Genomic DNA, 19,108 nt, shown 5'->3' on the forward strand with positions numbered 1-19,108 from the left:
ATTAAATATTCATATTTTAGCAAGAAATAATTCTATTCATATGACCAAACAGGAAAAGGTTGATTTCACAATCAAAACACTCAGAAAACTCTATCCAACCATACCCATTCCATTAGATCATAAAGACCCATACACCTTGCTGATTGCGGTTTTAATGAGCGCCCAAAGTACTGATGTAAGGGTGAATCAAATTACCCCACTCCTATTCGAAAGAGCTGATAATCCTTATGCAATGGTTAGATTATCCGTAGAAGAAATTAGAGAAATTATTAGACCTGTAGGTTTAAGTCCTATGAAATCTAAAGGAATTCATGGGTTGTCTCAGATTCTAATAGATAAACATAATGGAGAAGTACCGCAAAGTTTTGAATATTTAGAAGAATTACCTGCAGTTGGTCATAAAACTGCTAGTGTGGTTATGTCGCAAGCTTTTGGTGTTCCGGCATTTCCTGTAGACACACACATCCATCGTTTAATGTATCGCTGGGGCTTTAGTAATGGTAAAAATGTGACACAAACAGAAAAGGATGCCAAACGTCTATTTCCAAAAGAACTATGGAACGATCTTCACTTGCAAATTATTTGGTATGGACGAGAATATTCTCCAGCTAGAGGATGGAATCTGGAAAAAGATATTATAACTAAAACAATCGGAAGAAAAACGGTAATTAACGAATACCTTAAAAAATAAAAGACCTGTTATCTAGGATATCAGGTCTTTCACAAAGTTTAGTTTTAATTTAGAAGTGCTTCAAACTTCATATTTTTATAATCTATAACACTTAAAGCCTTTGAGTAATTTAGTAGAAAATCTACTGTAATTTTCTTCGGTACTAATTGTTGTTGCTCCTCTTTTTGAGAAGACTTAAAGTAAAATTTTGCCATATTAATTAATCTTAAATTAAGGGTTATTTTTATAAATAACGAGGCAAAATATACTTTATTGCATAAAGAAATGTTAATTTGTTAAAACGATATTGTTTTTCTCAATAACCTTTCTCAAATTAATTAAAGCATATCTCATTCTTCCTAGTGCTGTATTAATACTCACACCTGTTTTATCAGATATTTCTTTAAAACTCATATCACGATACATACGCATCACTAATACTTCTTTTTGATCTTCTGGTAATTCTTGTATTAGATTACGTAGATCTTCTTCTACCTGATCTTTTATAATTCTTTTTTCTGCATTCAGATCTCCATCACTAATAATTGAGAAAATACTAAACTCTCCATTATCTTCGAATTTCGGCATACGATTCCCTTTACGGAAATGATCAATAACTAAGTTGTGAGCAATACGCATTACCCAAGGTAAAAATTTTCCTTCTTCGTTATACTTTCCAAGTTTCAAAGTACGAATTACTTTAATAAACGTATCCTGAAAAATATCCTCAGATACATCACGATCAAAAACTTTAGAATAAATAAAACTGTAAATACGTTGCTTATGACGTTCGATTAGTGTAGATAAGGCGTTTTCCTCACCATTGATGTAATTGCTCACTAGAACAGCATCCGAAATTGTGTAATCTTTCATACCTATTACTTAATTTAGTACCAACAAGCTTGGGGCTCGGGCTATGTTAAACTTTAAAGTAAAGGTATGCTATAGGCTATTCTTTTTTAGATTTCGGTTTAATTACTGGGGCTAATATAATAACAATCCTTGAAAATCAAACTATTTTCTGTTAATTTTTTTAACTTAACTTTCCAGATCAATCCTTTAGAATACTTCTTAAGTAATCATTATATTTGCCCTCACACCGCATATTTACTATGATTGAAGACATTACAACTTTAGATCCAAAACATAATATATTAATTAAAGGAGCTAAGCTGCATAACCTCAAAAATTTGGATGCAGCCATCCCTAGAAACAAATTAGTAGTAATTACTGGATTATCTGGATCCGGTAAGTCTAGTTTGGCTTTTGATACTTTATATGCAGAAGGCCAACGTAGATATGTAGAAAGTCTTTCTTCTTATGCAAGGCAATTTTTAGGGCGACTCAATAAGCCAAAAGTTGATTATATAAAAGGAATAGCTCCAGCAATTGCCATTGAGCAAAAAGTAAATTCTACCAATCCGAGATCAACCGTTGGAACTACTACGGAAATTTATGACTACTTAAAGCTACTTTTTGCCAGAATTGGAAAAACCTACTCTCCTATTTCAGGAAATCAGGTAAAAAAAGATACTGTAACTGACGTAATTGAATATGTAAAAACATTTAATGAAGGAGAGAAACTATTATTACTAGCTCCGATTCACGTAGAAAATGGTAGAACAACTGAAGAAAAACTAAAAGTATTACAACAACAAGGATATGCTCGTGTAAAAATTAATGATACCGTATGTAGAATTGAAGAAGCACATATTACGAAAAAGGACGACGTACATCTTGTAATAGATCGGATCATAAAAAGAGATGAAGAAGACTTCTATAACCGTCTTGCCGATGCTGTTAGTTCTGGATTTTTTGAAGGAAAAGGAACTTGTTTCGTGGAAACTCTAAAAGACAATGATCTACGACAATTTAGTAATAAATTCGAATTAGATGGAATGACATTTCTAGAGCCTAACGTGCATTTATTTAGTTTTAATAATCCTTATGGAGCCTGTCCGGAATGCGAAGGTTATGGTGATGTTATTGGTATTGATGAAGATTTAGTAGTTCCAAATACTTCTCTCAGTATCTATGAAGGAGCAGTTTTTCCGTGGAAAGGCGATGCTATGAGTTGGTATAAAGATCAATTGGTTAATAGTGCTTATAAATTTGATTTTCCGATTCATAAACCTTATTTCGAATTGTCACCGGAGCAGAAAGAGTTGCTATGGAAAGGAAATGAATATTTTGAAGGTATTGATAATTTCTTTATCGAATTAGAAGCCAAAGCGTATAAAATTCAGAATCGTGTCATGCTTTCTCGCTATCGCGGAAAAACAAAATGTGCTACCTGTAAGGGAAAACGCCTTCGTTCTGAAACTAATTATGTTAAGGTTGGAGAAGCAACACTTACGGACTTAGTTGAAAAACCATTAAATGAACTTGCTGATTTCTTTAAAAGCTTAGAACTTAATGAATATGATACTCAAATTGGTAAAAGATTACTTAAAGAAATTAATAGTAGGTTAGCGTTTTTAGACAATGTAGGTCTGCAATATCTAACACTCAATCGAAAGTCGAATACCCTATCTGGTGGAGAATCTCAGCGAATTAACCTAGCCACTTCTTTAGGTAGTAGCTTAGTTGGATCCATGTATATTTTAGATGAACCAAGTATAGGTTTACATCCTAAAGACACTGAAAAACTAATTAAAGTATTACAATCTTTAAGAGATTTAGGAAATACGGTAATAGTAGTAGAACATGATGAAGATATTATGAAAGCTGCTGATCAAATATTAGACATTGGACCAGAAGCAGGAACTTTTGGTGGAAATTTAGTTGCAAGTGGAACTTTTGATCAAATCTTAAAATCTGATTCTCTTACAGCTAAATATCTTAATGGTGATCTTGAAATTGAAGTTCCGAAAGAAAGAAAAACTTCCAAATATTATCTAGATATTGTAGGAGCTCGTGAAAATAACCTAAAGAACATTGACATCAAGATTCCTTTGGGTATTTTTACAGCTATTACTGGTGTTTCTGGTAGTGGAAAAAGTACATTGGTTAAAAAAATTGTATATCCATCTGTTCTAAAACAATTAGGAGGATACGGTGAAAAAGCCGGTCAGTTCACAGAACTTAAAGGTAATTTTAGCAATATCAAACATGTAGAATTTGTAGACCAAAACCCTATCGGACGTTCGTCTAGATCTAATCCTGTTACTTACATCAAAGCATACGATGATATCAGAAGCTTATTTGCCAGTCAAAAGCTATCTAAAATACGTAATTACCAATCAAAGCACTTTTCATTTAATGTGGATGGTGGACGTTGTGAAACATGTAAAGGTGAAGGTGAAGTAACCATCGAAATGCAATTCATGGCTGATGTACATCTCGAATGCGAAACCTGCGGAGGAAAACGATTCAAAAAAGATGTCTTAGAAGTTACTTTTGAGGAAAAAAACATAGACGATATCTTAACCATGACAATCGATAACGCGATAGATTTCTTCTCTGCTCACAATCAAGCAAAAATTATACGTAAACTACAGCCTTTACAGGATGTGGGACTTGGCTATGTACAACTTGGTCAAAGCTCTTCTACCCTTTCTGGTGGAGAAGCACAACGTATTAAATTAGCATCTTTTCTGGTAAAAGGAAATACAAAAGACAAAGCACTCTTTATTTTTGATGAACCTACTACAGGCTTACATTTTCATGATATTAAGAAACTATTGAAATCATTTAATGAACTAATTGATAAAGGGCATTCTATTTTAGTTATCGAACACAACTTGGATTTGGTAAAATGTGCAGATTATGTTATTGATTTAGGACCTGAAGGCGGAAAAAATGGAGGTACAATTGTTGCTCAGGGAACTCCTGAAGAAGTTAGTAAAAACAAAAAATCATATACAGGACAATACCTAAAGGAGAAGCTTTAGAAATATTAACATAATTGTAATACACTAATTTGTAAAGAGAAGGAAATCATTTCGGCTAAGACATTCGAATACTAAAGTTAAAAGAATGTCACTTACAGAACAACTAAAAGCGCGTGCTGATCAATCAGCTGCCAAATATCCGGAAACTATTCATAAAATAATGAATAATGGAATAGCTACTATTAAAGATACTCAGCTAGCCTACAGAGCATTAAAAACCGGAGATAAAATCCCAGAAATATTGTTGCCGAATGCAGCCGGATCTAATATTTCTATACAAGAATTACTATTAAACAAAAAAGTAGTTCTTTCCTTCTATCGCGGAGGCTGGTGCCCATATTGCAATCTAGAACTAAAAGCATTACAAGAATATCAAAATAAATTCGAAGAATTGGGAGCAACATTAGTTGCTATAAGTCCTGAAACTCCAGATAATTCACTTACCACTTCAGAAAAAAACAATCTAAGCTTTGAAGTTCTTTCTGATACAAATAATAAAATAGCCGAAAAATTCAACTTAGTATTTACACTTCCTAAAGAGTTAATCGAAGTTTACAAAGGATTCGGAATTGATTTAATTAAAAGCAATGGCAATCAAGAGCATCAATTACCGATCTCTGCAACCTACATAATTGATCAAGATGGAACCATTCTGTACGACTTTATCAAAGAAGATTACAAAGAAAGAGCTGATCCAGAAGAAATAATTAACTTTTTAAAAAACAATTAGTTACACCTTTTTCGATATCAATTTTATCATAACCTAAAAATTTTTGGCACGCCATTTGGTTACTTACTAATCAAATAGCGGAAACCGAAAAGCTAATGAGTAGGTAAAAACCCAAAACATTTTAGTTATGAAAAAAATGATACTTTTTATCGCAGCAATGTTACTAGTTGGAACAGCTGCACAAGCGGCCGATCAAAAAATGTCGGATCAACTTGATAGGGTTACAAAACGCTATCGTTACGCACAACCTATTGTATTTGTCGAAGGTGGTGTAACATTCTTTGTCTATCCTAACGGAGAGATTGATTTTAAAACTCCAAGACGAAGAAATTATAATCATTTGGATTGGAACTCTAGAAATTATAACAGTCCCGGACACTCTAGGAGTTCTAGATATAATAACCGATTCACGGTAAGGCATGATTACTACGGAAGATTAAAACGAGTAGGACTTACAACTATAGGTTATAATCGATTCGATCAGGTAAGAAGAATTGGCTCTGTCTTAATGAGATATAATAGAAGAGGAAAATTAGCACAAATAGGAGGACTACGTGTTTATTATGGAAAAAGAGGTAGAATTAGACATATTGAAGGGAATATTCATTATACAGGATGTGGTTATTGTGGAGTTGATGGATGTAGTATGACTCATGACCCTTATTATAACTTTAACGGAAGATCAAATCATTATAGTGGAGATAATCATGATGATGATGATTATAAAAACCGAAAAAGAAAAAAGAAATATAGAGATCAAAATAATGATTAGTATAAATTAGTTAGTTGGTTAGTTGTTAGAAAGCCCGTTACTATCTTGGTAGCGGGCTTTCTTTTTTAACTAAAAATGTTAAGCCTTCTTCCAGATAAGACGATTATTTTATATTTATGGTAGTAATATAAAAACGGCTTCCTTCTTATGAATTCTTACAAATCCTTATTCATTCTATCTTTTATTTTATTAGTTAATAAGTCTTTTGCTCAAAAAATGCAATTCGAAGATTATGACCCACCTTCTACCCTAGTCGTTCCCGAAACTTTTATTAAGAAAGCTAAATTCCCTTTTATTGATGTACATAACCATCAGTTCAGAATGCCCACGCAAGACCTAAGCGAGCTTGTTAAAGAAATGGATAAACTGAATATGGTCGTTATGGTCAATTTATCCGGAAGAGGAAGAGGATCTGACGAACATCTAAAGGGTGCTTTGGAAAATGTAAAAACCAATGCACCAAATCGTTTTATTGTCTTTACGAATATTAGCTTACAAGGAATTGATGATCCGGACTGGACTAAAAGAACAGTTTCTCAAATAGAAAATGATGTTGCAGCAGGAGCCAATGGATTAAAAATTTATAAAAGCCAAGGAATGGATAATAAGGATAGTAAAGGTAATCGAATAAAGATTGATGATCCGCGTATTGGACCTGTTTGGGAAAAATGTGGAGCATTAGGAATTCCGGTATTAATTCACGCTGCCGATCCTAAACCATTTTGGGATACACACGATAATCAAAATGAGAGATGGTTAGAATTAAAATTACGCTCGAGAAGAAAAAGAGACGCTAGTGTAACAGGTTCCTGGGAAACAATCATACAAGAACAACACAATATTTTCAGAAAACATAAAAACACCAAATTTATCAATGCACATTTAGGTTGGTATGGAAATAATTTAGCCAAACTTGCTGAACTTATGGATGAAATACCAAATATGTATTCTGAAATAGGCGCCGTAATTGCAGAACTCGGAAGGCAACCTCGTAATGCTAAAGCTTTTTTAACCAAATATCAAGATAGAGTGATGTTCGGAAAAGATTCCTGGAATCCAGAGGAATACTATACTTATTTTAGAGTATTAGAATCTGATGACGAATACTTTCCATATTACAAAAGATATCACGCCTTCTGGAAAATGTATGGATTAGACCTAGATGATGAAGTGTTGAAAAAACTATATTACAAAAATGCGTTAAAAGTGATTCCTAATATTGACAAGAGTTTGTTTCCAAAATAATATATCCCAAATAAGATAATAAGAGAGTATTTCGAAAATACTCTCTTATTATTTTCAGAATAATCTATTGAATAATAATCATACTGGATACTTTCTTCACTCCAAACTCTGAAGTCAAAATGTATTGTCCAGTTGATAATCCTTCAGAATCCAATTGAAAAGTATTGTGCCCATCTTTTCCTTCATAACTAAATTCCTTTATTTTCTGACCACTTATTGTATGTAGAATAAAATGAATTGACCTATTTCCATTTAAAACTACATCTGTATAAATTGGTGTACCTCGTTGTATAGGATTAGGATATGTTTTTATCGTATTAGCCTGATCAAATTCTTTATCAAATGAAGAAGAATTGTTAGTGGATCTAGAGGAAGTTATAGTAACTGTTTCCGGAACACTTCGTATTCTTAAGCCAGGAACCCCAAGACCTGTTATTCCACCAGTAGTATTTGTTACTTCACAAGAATATACCCCATCAACCGTTGCTATAAAAGAATCCACATTTGGGCCTGTAGGCGTCCAAGTATAATCGTTACCAGTTCCTCTAACATCAACAGAAACTACATTGGTTATTGGATTAAATTCAGTATTTACCTCGCGTTGAGGATTATAATAAAAATTAATGGTACCAAAAGTGCTGTTATAAGGCAGAAGAGCATCAAAATGTAAATTGTTATTTATTACATTTAGGTTATTCAACGTTCTACCAGCACCAAATACATTAGATGGTAAAGTCAACCCGTCAAAAAGATTATCCCTTGCATTACATGATCTAATGTTTGGCATATTAGATATATCCAATGTCCCTTCTATTTGATTATCGGCAATTATAAAATATAGCATTTCATCATAAGTTCCAGACATGGTCAATTGACTCAATCCTAATCCTTGTACTCTGAAATCAAGTAGTTTTCGCATTCCCGAAATATCCATCGTCCTACCTGGAGTTACTGGATTATTATAAAAATATAACCTACTTAACTCTGGATTACTCCCAAAATTAAAATCCGTAAACTGATTATCTCGTGCATTACATTGTTTAAGGTTTGGCATATTTGATATATCTAAAGTACCGGAAATTTGATTGTCTGAAATTATAAAGTACAGCATTTCATTATATGTCCCAGAAACAATCAACCTTCCCAAATCTAATCCTTGTACTCTGAAATCAAGTAGTTTTCGCATTCCCGAAATATCCATGGTCAGACCTGGAGTTAGAGGGTTGTTATAAAAATATAACCTCCTTAATTCCGGGTTGCTCCCAAAGTTAAAATTTGTAAACTGATTATCTCGTGCATTACATTGTCTAAGGTTTGGCATATTAGATATATCCAGAGTACCGGAAATTTGATTCTCTTGAATAAGAAAATATAACATCTCATTATATGTCCCAGAAACGATCAATCGTCCTAGATTTAATCCTTGAACTCTAAAATCCAATAATTTTCGCATTCCTGAAATATCCATCGTCCTACCTGGAGTTACCGGATTATTATAAAAATATAATCTGCTTAACTCGGGATTAGTTCCAAAATTAAAATCAGTAAACTGGTTATCTCTTACATTACACTGCCTAAGATTTGGCATATTAGAAATATCTAAAGTCCCTGAAATTTGGTTATCGGGAATAATCAGATATAACAGGTTATTGTATGTTCCTGAAATTACCAAATCGCTTAAACCTATACCTTGTACTCTAAAGTCAGTTAATTGACGCATTGCAGAAATATCAATAATTTTACCTGCAATAAATGAAGGAGTTTGATAAATATATACTCTTTGCAATAATGGATTTACCCCAAAAATTATATCAGTAAGGTTATTATTATGAGCAATGATATCTAGCAAATCAGGCATTGTAGAAATATCCAGAATTCCGGATACGTTATTCTTCCCTATATTAAGTCGTTTTAGAGCTGTAAGATTAGAAAACGATGCCGGAATTGGTCCATTTAGGTTGTTATTGGACAATTTCAGTCCGGTAACTCTACAATTAGTAACGGTCACTCCATCCCAGGTTTCTATGGGGCCAGATAACCAATTTGTATTTCTAGTCCAGGAAGTTCCTCCAGTATTATTATACAAATCTACTAATGCCTGTCGATCCCTATCATAATCGGTTATGCCAGCATTTATAATGCTTAGGCTAACTCCATTAGGAAGCGTTGCACTATCAACGATTACATTATAATCTCCAACATCCGTACTATCGAAGTTAGTAATAGTGAGTGTAGAAGATGTTGCTCCGCTAATATCTACACCGTCTAACGTCCATTGATAGGAGGATCCGGATATGGGAGATGTTAAGGTCGTAGATGTTCCTTCTACTATCGTAATATTCGAAAAGGCTTCAGCTTGTACAGAAATATTGGGTTGCCCTACTGTGCATTGGGCTTGTACTTTATTTGATAATACTATCAGAAGTATCAGTATCAAATACATTGGTTTTAAGAAATAAGGTTTCATTTTTTTTGTTTTAAGATGTATTAATATCTTTTTGTGATTGTTTCCACCCTAAGGTTAACATTAGGCATTTATTAAAAACAAAAAAACATATTTAAATATTTGATTTTTAATATTTTAAACATTAAAAGTGAATTAAACACGACTTTTCACGCTCACAAAAATCTTTGTTTTTCATTCCAAAATCCGTTTTTGGCACGCTGCTTGATACTATAAAAGAGAGTACAAAAAATTAATTTTAGTACTTGTTTTAAAATCACAGATTATGAAAAATATTGTTTTACTTTTTACAGGCTTATTATTAGCATCTTTTACTGCTAATGCGTTTGATACAAATTCAGAAACCGTATCTCGATACTATAATTATGGAAAATCTTTCATCTTTAGTGAGAACGGAGTAGAGTTTTCTGTATACGCAGATGGACAGTTTGATTTTTACGTAAATAGACCAAGAGGTGGTGTAAGCGTAAATATTAATAATCCTGGAGTAAACATAAGTTTTAATTCTGGATATAATTATGATGCTTATGTACAGTATGACGATTATGGAGCGGTAGTACAGGTAGAAAATGTTCCTGTCTTTTATGACTACTATGGTAGAATAAGTCAAGCTGGTGATGTATACATTAACTACAATCGTTTTGGAAGAGTATCTAGAGTTGGTGGTTTATACATTAACTATAACAGCTATGGAAATTTTGTAAACTGTACAGGATATATCAATAACTTTAATAGACACTACGTATACAGACCATTTCACGCATTTTTTACGGTTCCTGTTGTAAGTAGATGTATCGTATTCAATAGACCATATAGAAGGTTTTATAACCCATATAGATGTTCATATAACGTGTTCAGAAATAATTACTATAGTGGCTATTACGCTAAACCATATAGAAGTCGTAACTATTATAGACCAAATAGTAGAGTAACTAGTTATAATAGAGGAAATAGAACGAGTAGAGCTAGAAGTTTAGACTACAGAAACCGTGATAGAAGAACAGCGATGTATACCAGAAATGATCGCAATTACAGTACTGTAAATCGAAGTAGATCAACGTCTGTAAATAGAAACAGAGCAAGAGTAAGTGATAATGCTTCTAGAAATATATCAAGAAATCGTTCTGTAAACAGAAGAAGTGTTGAATCAAGAGATCGTGTACAAGCTAATACAAGAGGTACTCAAAATAGAAATAGAGTTCAAACAACTCAAAGAAGTAGAAATACTGTTGCCAATCGTTCTACTAGAAGTTCTGAAACAAGAAATCAAGTAAGACGTAACGATAGAAACAGAGTGGTATCTAAACCAAGAAACACTCAGAATAGAAATCGAGTTCAGTCAACTCAGAGATCTCAGAGAAGTAGAAATACGGTTGCAAATCGTTCTACAAGAAGTAACAATAAAGTAAGAACGACTACGAGTAATAGAAATAATCGTTCTGGAAATGTAACAAAACGTTCTAATAATAGTCGATATACTAGTAAAGGAAATAGTTCTAGATCAAGAGTTCAGAAACAAAGAAGTAATACTTCTAATAGAAAAGCAAGGTCAAACAATTCTAGATCTCGTACGGCAAGAAGTAGAAGTTAAAAAATATAAAGAATTTATTTTTTTGGTTGGTTAGTTGGAAAATCCCCCAGAGTTGTATGCTTAGGCACCTCGGGGGATTTTCTTTTTTTTAAATTATTTAAAAATGTCTAAACACTCTTACAAAAGTTTACAGAATTTAACACAAAACACTTAAAATCATAATCTTAAAACCAATACTCTGTTATCAACATTTCGTCATTCATACCAAAACAACACAAATAACATATCTTTTTTAGTTCAAAATATAGGGATCAATAGTAGTTAACTGTTTATTAAGTATCTACTTATTACATATCTAATGGACTATGAAAAATGAGAATAAAATTGTAGTCTAAAAAAATAGCTCCAAATAGGGAACTATACTCAACTTTCACTTCGTCAAACCGCTCTATGCACATTGCATAGAGTGGTTTTATTTTTTTAAATATCTGTTGATCAATTTATTAATATCAGAAGAGATTCTAAGTAAATATACAAGTAATACATACCCCATCCCTATCAAAATACTTTTAAAACCAATATTTACTATCGGATGAAATCGGAAATCCCAAAAATAAAACCCAAACAAGAATACAATAATTAGTATCAATGTTATTAAGGTATTTTTGGAAAACGGATGCATTCTAAACTTTTTTTGTACAATCCATATCTTAGATAAATTATAACAAAAAACAGCAGTAAATGTAGCTATAGCTGCTCCTGTAACACCAAAAATCGGGATACAAATCCAATTAAGAATAAACGCTAGAATTGCCATTCCAATTCCTATGTATAAAATCAATCGATAATAATCAGAATTAAATAAGATAGAATTATTATTTCCTAATAAGTTGTCAAACAATTTAGTCCCTCCTATCAATAATACTACCCATATAAACAATTCATATTCCTGCGGAATTAATTCGAAAAGTTGATTTACATTACAAATAATCAATACAAACAACAACCCGCTAATTGTAAAAAGGTTCAGAGAACTTTTTTTATACAATTCTCTCAATTGCTTGAAACCTTTCTCATTAATTAGCTTAGCAGTTAATGGATATGTAATCTGATGCATTGCTCTTGATGGAATAATAATTACGCTTGCAATGTAAGCACAGATACCATATTTAGCGACATTTTCAATAGGAAGATAGCGTTCGATCATCGTCTTATCAAGATCGATTAATAAAGTAGCAACAGACCCTGCTAATAAAATTAATAACGAATATTTAAAAACCGAAATGTAATTTCCAGGCAATGAGAAGCTAAACTTAAATTCATGCAATCTAAATGCATATATTGCCATTATTAGTAATCGCAGTATATATACGATTACGATGGCATATATAAATTGCTGAACCGTAATCATTCCCAAAGACACTAAAAACAAAAGAATCATGATACACACCCGTATGAATAACTCTTTCAGCACATTACCAAATACGCTCTTCAGTTTTACTTTGGCCCAAGCAAAAAATATTTCAAAATAAGATAATGCAATTGCAAGAATATAAATAGTCCATACATATGGCTGTACAATCGTATTGTCATCACTAAAAAAATTAAGAATATACTCGTACAGTGCAGAACCAATAAATCCTACCAATAATGCAATACACATTGGTAAAATAAGCATCATAGTTAAAAACTTATTTTGCTCTCCTTTATTTATATAAGAAGAATAAAACTTTACTAATGTGTTATGAACTCCAAAAGCCATCAAAGGCCATATCAGATTCGATACTGAAAATAAATAAGATATGAGTCCATAATATTCTTCTTCAAGAAATTTAGTAAACAGAAATAATGTATTAATCGCACCAATCCCAAAACCCAAACAGGTAATAATTACATTCTTTATAGATTGATTGACTACTATTCCCATTATTTTAGTCTATACTTTTTTTAAATTTTTCAGTACTAAAGACATCTCTTTAGTAAGCATTTTTCTACTATATTTCTCTATCCTTTCAGTTTTTGCTACTAGTTTTCCTTCCTGAAACTCTTTAAAATAACTGAGTATTGTGTTTTTCATTTCGTTATTCTCAGAATACTCAAAGAAATGACCAGAATTTGTTTCTTTTATTATTTTCGAAATATCCGCTCCCTTAGGACCAATAGCTAAAATAGGTCTTTTAGAAACCATGTATTCAAATAACTTTCCTGGTATGATACATTTAGTTTCAGGTCTATCGATTTCTACTAATAATAAAACCTGAGAACTACGTTGAATCCCTATTGCCTCTTTATGAGAAACATATCCTTTCTTATCCAAAAAACCAGATAATCCAGCTTCATTGATAGAAAATAATACATCTTCACTTACCGCTCCAACTAATCGCAATCTAAAAGCTTTAGCAAATTCATCATTTTCTTGTGTAAGTTCATAAAGTACCTGCCATAATTTTTCCGGATTTCTTCCTGATAATAATGAACCTATATGCGAAATTGTAAATTCACTATCCAATTTTACTTCTGAAACCTTTTCTGTATCATATCCATTAGTAATTACAGAGACTGGCTTATTGGTAATTTCCTGGAATTCTTCTTTCGTAGTATAACTTGTTACGGTTATACGATCCACAGCTGTTAAAACTTCTTGTTCTAATTGCTTATGTTTTTTTATTGAACGTTTCGTAAGTTTTAATTTATCATGATACCCAATTGTAGTCCAGGGATCTCTAAAATCCGCTATCCACTTAAGATTAAGTTTTTCTTTTAACTCCTTCCCTATCAAGTGAACACTATGTGGTGGACCTGTAGTAATTATAGTATCTATATTATTTTCGATAATATATTTTTGTAGAAACTTCACCGATGGTTTTATCCAAAATTTACGAGCATCGGGTATAAAAAAATTCCCTCTTATATATAACAACAGTTTTTGAACAAGAGATTGTTTTTCCTTTTTTGCAATAATCCCTTTACTAATCGTTTTGGATGATTTTTTAGAAAAAACTTCTGCTAAACGATAAGGTTCAAAAATCGGTTGTTTTATGATAGTTACTTCATCAGGAACCTCGGATGCTAGAGATTCATCTATTAAAGGATATGTAGGGTTTTCTGGAATATACACTATAGGTTCAACTCCAAAATCTTTAAAATATTTAACGAATTTAAGCCATCGCTGCACTCCAGGGCCACCAGCAGGAGGCCAATAATATGTGATGAGTAATGCTTTCAAAATCTTTTAAGAATTCTCTTCTGAAACCTCCGTTTTTCGTTTTTTATATTCAAAAAACAAAGCTCCTAAAAATAATAACCCAAAGATAATAGAACTTGCCAAAGTAATTGTACTTCCGGTTTTTACCACTTGTGGTTCGAACTTAAACTCTATAGTATGTTTTCCTGAAGGAACTTTTAAACCCCTTAGCATATAGTTTACAGGATAAATTGTTTCTAAGTTTCCATCTATATAAGCATTCCATCCATTTTTATAATACGTTTCCGAAAAAACAAGAAATCCCGGCTTTTCTGTATACGAATTATATGCAAGATGATCTGGAGTTGTTTTAGATATAGAAATTGTAGAAATACTATCTTTAACCGGTTTGTAGTTCTCTAATGCTGATTTAAATTCCTTCCTAACAACTGCTGTTTTCTTGGTATCAATAATACTTAATGACTCAAATTCTGACTTATGATCATCAACAAATTTTAATTCTTCTATAAACCAAGCTGGGCCATTTGCCGAAGGATTCTCTTGTACATCCAAACGTCTTTCTTCATTTTGTTGTATCACATACTTAATATTAAGCATGTTTATTACTTGAAGGTTTCCTTTCGCGATATGACCAAAAAAAATATCTTCCATTTTTCTAGGACGAACTGCAGAATAACCGTTTACAGAATTAAAGAAGTAATTGGTATGTGAGTTATTGAAACCTCTAGCCTGGTCCAATACCCTATAATAAGACTTATCTTTTAGAATTTCTTTATCAACAGCGGTAGCCTGAAAATATGATTTATAGGTGCGTTTCGAAATAAAAGATTCACTATCCACACTACGGCGATCCACTCCTACTAAATCAATAAGAATAAGAAGACCAACACCTATAATCATTACGTTTTCAGAAAGTTTTTTCTTTAAAGTGAACCAAAGTAAACCTCCAATTAATAGAATAAAGATTAAAGATCGTAAACTATCGCTTTTCATAATAGTAATACGATCTTCCTTAATAGCATCAAAAATATGAGGTTGCTCTATAGCTAATTGAACATCGTTTGGAGATTTAAAACCAAATAAGCTTCCGCCGAATAACCAAAAAACAATACACAATCCTCCAAAAACACCTAGTGATATTAGGAATTTCTTTTGTCGCTCCTGGAAAGAAGTTTTTTCATTAAACAGTTGGTATAAACCAAATACCGCTGCAATTGGTATTACTAGTTCCAAAATAACCTGAATACTAGAAACTGCTCTAAACTTATTATATAATGGAACATATTCTACAAAGAATCGAGTCAAGAAATCTAAATTCTTACCCCAACTTAAAGTTAGGGACAAAATAATTCCGCCCAGTAACCACCATCTTAATCTACCTTTAACCAATAACAATCCCAATAATGCCAGAAACACTACAGTTATACCTAAATAAGGAGGTGCTTCTACAAAAGGTTGTGCTCCCCAATATAATCCAGTGACGTTGGCATAATAATCAGCTTGCTCTGGTGGTTGCCCTAGTTCAATCAATTTTTGATAAAAAGCAGAATCTTTACCCAAATCAGAAGCTCTTCCTAATCCCATTAACTTAGGAACAAATAGGTTTAAAGATTCTAGCTTACCATAGCTATACTCAGTAATATATTCATAATCTAAACCATTCTTTTCTGAAGACGTTGCAGAGGTATCTGCTAATAAATTCTTACCTCTAATGCTGGTTTCTGCATATTCTGATGTTGATAATAAGGTAGTGGCATTGGTTGCCAAACCTAATAAAGCAGCTACAATTAAAATAGCCGAGGATTTTAGAAAATGTGGAATCTCTTTTCTTTTAAAGGCATCAATAAAATAAGTTACGCCAATTACAAATACTAATAAGCCCAAATAATAAGTCATCTGATAATGATTCGCCTGGATTTCTAATCCCATAGCCATGGCTGTGAGCATAAAACCCCAGACATATCGTTTCTGAAAAACCAGCAAAATCCCTGAAATCACAAGTGGAAAATAAGCAATCGCATGTGCTTTAGAATTATGCCCTACTCCTATTATTATGATGAGATAGGCTGAAAAACCAAATGCCAATGCTCCGAGAATTGCCATTTTCCAAGGAATTCTCATTACTAATAATAGAATATAAAAACTTGTTAGATATAGAAATAAGTAATCCGCTGGTCTTGGTAAAAATCGAATCAAGCGATCCAACTTATCCATATAATCGTGAGGAAATCTTGCTCCCAATTGATATGTTGGCATTCCGCCATAGGCAGAATTATTCCAAAAAGTTTCTTTTCCAGTTTCTTTACGATGGTCCTTCTGCTGCTTAGCCATACCTTCATAAAGCTTAATATCATTCTGATATATCATTTTTCCGCTAAGAACAGGATTAAAAAAAGTAAGCGAAGCGATTATAAAACCTAGAATAACCAATAAATGAGGTAAGAATCTTTTTAGATAAGCCATCATGTGCGAAACAATTTACTAATGAAGCGCCAAATTAATCAATTTCCTCATAATCGATGTACTCTCCTACATCTTTATTAGTAGATTTTTGTTTAGATTTTTTATCAATAGTTATATCCTCTTTTGGTCCAGATTGAGGTTGTTGATATTGCTGAAATTGCTGTTGAAACTTTTCTCCTGCTTTCTTTGTTACATATCTAAGCAATAGAGGACCAAATAAACGCGTTAATATCTTTAATCCGTAATATATCAATAACAGAATGAGAATTACCTTTAATACCCCTGATAATGAAGCCTCTTGCATATTATTTTTTTTCAAAAATAGGGAACTCTCTATACAATTACATGAAGTCAATCCTAAAAAAATGATAAAATCTGCTATATTTGAACCAAATCTATTGAATATGAGCCCTAAATCTTTGCTATTGTTGGTTAGCCTATTCCTACTCGGCTTAACCGCATCTGCACAATATACTGAGAAAATTAACACAAATAGACCTGGGACTTCTCAAGGTGCTTTCTCTGTTGGTAATAATGTATTACAACTAGAAGGTGGTTTTGGTTTTGGAAAAGAAAAACACAAACTATTTGATACTAAAACGAATACATTTAATTTCGACTATACTATTAGATATGGGTTATTAATAGAACAACTGGAAATTAACTTGAATGGTAGTTTTAGAAGTGAAGGCATTAAACAGACTGTAGGGGCTAATGAAGAAAAAATAAGAAGAACAGATTTTGAATATAATACCATAGGGGTTAAATATCTTATTTACGATCCCTATAAAAAACCTAAAGATCAGGATTCAATAAATTACGATGAATTAAAAAGCTGGAAAGAACGCTATAGATTTAAATGGAAAAGTCTTATACCCGCTGTATCAGCTTATGTAGGTATGAACTACGTAAATACGGACAACGCTTTTACCTTTCCTACGGACCAAACAATTAGTCCTAAAATCGTAGTTATGACGCAAAATAACTGGTGGACAAGTAATGCAGGAAGCTGGGTGTTGGTTACAAATTTAATCATAGATAAAATAACTACAGATAATCCTGCATATGGATGGATTATTACCAGTACTCATACTCTAAATGATAAATGGGCCGTCTTTGGTGAATATCAAGGCCAGAAAAGTGATTTTTATAGTGACAATATATTAAGGCTCGGTGGAGCGTACTTATTTAATGATGACTTGCAAATTGATGCTAATATAGCAACAAACTTTAAAGATACTCCCTCCATTTTTAGGGTAAGCGTTGGTGCATCTTATAGGTTTGACTGGCACAAAAAAGACGAAATTATAGAAAAACCAGGTTTTGAAAGTGGTATTAAGAATGAAGAGGAATTAAATGAAAAAGAAAGTGATAGTTTAAGTATTGATAGGGAATTTGAAGAAATTGAAAATGATAGTTTAAAATTAGAGAAAACACCATTCATAAATGAGTTCGAAGATAGTAGTATCAGAGAAGCAATGGAAAAAGATCTAGACGAGAGAAGAACTGCACAACGTTTAGAACGTGAAAGAATCGAAAAAGAAAAGCAAGACAAAAAAGACGATAAAAAGTTTCAGAAAGAAGAACGTAGAAGATTAAAACGTGAAGCAAAAGAAGCTAAGCAAGCAGAAAAAGCCCGAATCAAAGCTGAAAAAGAAAAGCAAAAAATGATCGAGGATATAGATGCCGAATTGGATAAAATGGAACAAGATGAAGGTGTAGATGATGAACTAAAGAAAATTGATGAAGAACTCAAAAAACTAGAGGAACTAGAGAAAGACGTTGATCCTAAAAAGGAAAAAGAGCAAGAAGAAGAGAAGAAAAAAGTTGAAGAAGAAGAGGATGTAGACGCGGCTTATGATAAACTTCAAAAGGAACAAGCTAAAGCTAAAAAAGAAGAAGAAAAACGTAGAAAGAAAGAAGAGAAGAAACGCCTGAAAGAAGAAAAGAAAAGAAAAAAAGAAGAAGAAAAGCGTAAAAAGGAAGAAGAAAAAAAGAAAAAACAGGAAGAAAAAGAAGGCGATGATAATAATGAAGGCTAGTTCTTAGTTATAACTCCTTTTCATATATAAAAAGGGCTAAACATATTATGTTTAGCCCTTTTTTAGTACTGTATATATACAATTGTAGTATTA

General features: G+C 32.4%; 14 protein-coding genes. 7 read left to right on the forward strand and 7 right to left on the reverse strand.

Going from position 1 to position 19,108, the window contains the following annotated elements; genetic code table 11:
* The first annotated feature begins 40 nt into the window (after positions 1-40).
* Positions 41-691: an endonuclease III gene (gene nth, locus Q0829_RS05175; RefSeq protein ID WP_298540688.1), complete on the forward strand. Its 651-nt coding sequence runs from the start codon at positions 41-43 to the stop codon at positions 689-691.
* A gap of 44 nt (positions 692-735) precedes the next feature.
* On the opposite strand, the gene Q0829_RS05180 is transcribed toward nth, so the two are convergent.
* A complete protein-coding gene (locus tag Q0829_RS05180) occupies positions 736-885 on the reverse strand; it encodes a hypothetical protein (protein ID WP_162897256.1) in 150 nt (49 codons plus the stop codon).
* Positions 886-958: 73 nt separating this feature from the next.
* On the reverse strand, positions 959-1,543 hold the full coding sequence (locus tag Q0829_RS05185; protein ID WP_298540692.1) for a sigma-70 family RNA polymerase sigma factor: 585 nt from the start codon (positions 1,541-1,543) through the stop codon (positions 959-961).
* Positions 1,544-1,782: 239 nt separating this feature from the next.
* Here Q0829_RS05185 and uvrA point away from each other — a divergent pair, with 239 nt between their 5' ends.
* From uvrA to Q0829_RS05205, 4 genes are all read left to right on the forward strand, one after another.
* Positions 1,783-4,563, forward strand: coding sequence for an excinuclease ABC subunit UvrA (uvrA, locus tag Q0829_RS05190; protein ID WP_298540693.1), 2,781 nt, complete (start codon positions 1,783-1,785; stop codon positions 4,561-4,563).
* A gap of 85 nt (positions 4,564-4,648) precedes the next feature.
* On the forward strand, positions 4,649-5,293 hold the full coding sequence (locus Q0829_RS05195) for a peroxiredoxin-like family protein (protein ID WP_298540695.1): 645 nt from the start codon (positions 4,649-4,651) through the stop codon (positions 5,291-5,293).
* 127 nt (positions 5,294-5,420) lie between these two features.
* On the forward strand, positions 5,421-6,065 hold the full coding sequence (locus Q0829_RS05200; RefSeq protein WP_298540697.1) for a hypothetical protein: 645 nt from the start codon (positions 5,421-5,423) through the stop codon (positions 6,063-6,065).
* Positions 6,066-6,212: 147 nt separating this feature from the next.
* Positions 6,213-7,310, forward strand: coding sequence for an amidohydrolase family protein (locus Q0829_RS05205; RefSeq protein WP_298540699.1), 1,098 nt, complete (start codon positions 6,213-6,215; stop codon positions 7,308-7,310).
* A gap of 64 nt (positions 7,311-7,374) precedes the next feature.
* Here the strand turns inward: Q0829_RS05205 and Q0829_RS05210 are convergent, their stop codons facing one another.
* The gene (locus tag Q0829_RS05210; RefSeq protein ID WP_298540701.1) at positions 7,375-9,777 is read right to left on the reverse strand and encodes a hypothetical protein; all 2,403 of its coding nucleotides are present in this window, start codon (positions 9,775-9,777) and stop codon (positions 7,375-7,377) included.
* Between the two features lie 262 nt (positions 9,778-10,039).
* On the opposite strand from Q0829_RS05210, the gene Q0829_RS05215 reads away from it, so the two are divergent.
* Positions 10,040-11,365 carry a hypothetical protein gene (locus tag Q0829_RS05215; protein ID WP_298540704.1) on the forward strand — a complete coding sequence of 442 codons (1,326 nt, stop codon included), beginning with the start codon at positions 10,040-10,042 and terminating at the stop codon, positions 11,363-11,365.
* A 412-nt stretch (positions 11,366-11,777) separates the two neighbouring features.
* On the opposite strand, the gene Q0829_RS05220 is transcribed toward Q0829_RS05215, so the two are convergent.
* The 4 genes from Q0829_RS05220 to Q0829_RS05235 are packed head-to-tail and all read right to left on the reverse strand — an operon-like array spanning position 11,778 to position 17,277.
* Positions 11,778-13,232 (reverse strand): polysaccharide biosynthesis C-terminal domain-containing protein, encoded by a 1,455-nt coding sequence (locus Q0829_RS05220; protein ID WP_298540706.1) that lies wholly within the window; start codon positions 13,230-13,232, stop codon positions 11,778-11,780.
* A 9-nt stretch (positions 13,233-13,241) separates the two neighbouring features.
* Positions 13,242-14,534: a glycosyltransferase family 4 protein gene (locus Q0829_RS05225; RefSeq protein WP_298541212.1), complete on the reverse strand. Its 1,293-nt coding sequence runs from the start codon at positions 14,532-14,534 to the stop codon at positions 13,242-13,244.
* A 3-nt stretch (positions 14,535-14,537) separates the two neighbouring features.
* Positions 14,538-16,976 carry a YfhO family protein gene (locus Q0829_RS05230; RefSeq protein ID WP_298540708.1) on the reverse strand — a complete coding sequence of 813 codons (2,439 nt, stop codon included), beginning with the start codon at positions 16,974-16,976 and terminating at the stop codon, positions 14,538-14,540.
* 31 nt (positions 16,977-17,007) lie between these two features.
* Positions 17,008-17,277, reverse strand: coding sequence for a DUF4834 family protein (locus Q0829_RS05235; protein WP_298540712.1), 270 nt, complete (start codon positions 17,275-17,277; stop codon positions 17,008-17,010).
* 100 nt (positions 17,278-17,377) lie between these two features.
* On the opposite strand from Q0829_RS05235, the gene Q0829_RS05240 reads away from it, so the two are divergent.
* Positions 17,378-19,015 carry a transporter gene (locus Q0829_RS05240; protein WP_298540714.1) on the forward strand — a complete coding sequence of 546 codons (1,638 nt, stop codon included), beginning with the start codon at positions 17,378-17,380 and terminating at the stop codon, positions 19,013-19,015.
* Positions 19,016-19,108 lie beyond the last annotated feature (93 nt).

Origin of the sequence: uncultured Aquimarina sp. (assembly GCF_947492405.1) — a bacterium.
Taxonomy (GTDB): domain Bacteria; phylum Bacteroidota; class Bacteroidia; order Flavobacteriales; family Flavobacteriaceae; genus Aquimarina.

Bases quoted from the DNA above. Each gene is read 5' to 3' on its own strand.
- Q0829_RS05180 (WP_162897256.1), bottom strand. From the start codon at position 885: ATGGCAAAATTTTACTTTAAGTCTTCTCAAAAAGAGGAGCAACAACAA.
- Q0829_RS05220 (WP_298540706.1), bottom strand. From the start codon at position 13,232: ATGGGAATAGTAGTCAATCAATCTATAAAGAATGTAATTATTACCTGT.
- uvrA (WP_298540693.1), top strand. From the start codon at position 1,783: ATGATTGAAGACATTACAACTTTAGATCCAAAACATAATATATTAATT.
- Q0829_RS05235 (WP_298540712.1), bottom strand. From the start codon at position 17,277: ATGCAAGAGGCTTCATTATCAGGGGTATTAAAGGTAATTCTCATTCTG.
- Q0829_RS05195 (WP_298540695.1), top strand. From the start codon at position 4,649: ATGTCACTTACAGAACAACTAAAAGCGCGTGCTGATCAATCAGCTGCC.
- Q0829_RS05210 (WP_298540701.1), bottom strand. From the start codon at position 9,777: ATGAAACCTTATTTCTTAAAACCAATGTATTTGATACTGATACTTCTG.
- Q0829_RS05185 (WP_298540692.1), bottom strand. From the start codon at position 1,543: ATGAAAGATTACACAATTTCGGATGCTGTTCTAGTGAGCAATTACATC.
- Q0829_RS05230 (WP_298540708.1), bottom strand. From the start codon at position 16,976: ATGATGGCTTATCTAAAAAGATTCTTACCTCATTTATTGGTTATTCTA.
- Q0829_RS05215 (WP_298540704.1), top strand. From the start codon at position 10,040: ATGAAAAATATTGTTTTACTTTTTACAGGCTTATTATTAGCATCTTTT.
- Q0829_RS05205 (WP_298540699.1), top strand. From the start codon at position 6,213: ATGAATTCTTACAAATCCTTATTCATTCTATCTTTTATTTTATTAGTT.
- Q0829_RS05200 (WP_298540697.1), top strand. From the start codon at position 5,421: ATGAAAAAAATGATACTTTTTATCGCAGCAATGTTACTAGTTGGAACA.
- nth (WP_298540688.1), top strand. From the start codon at position 41: ATGACCAAACAGGAAAAGGTTGATTTCACAATCAAAACACTCAGAAAA.
- Q0829_RS05240 (WP_298540714.1), top strand. From the start codon at position 17,378: ATGAGCCCTAAATCTTTGCTATTGTTGGTTAGCCTATTCCTACTCGGC.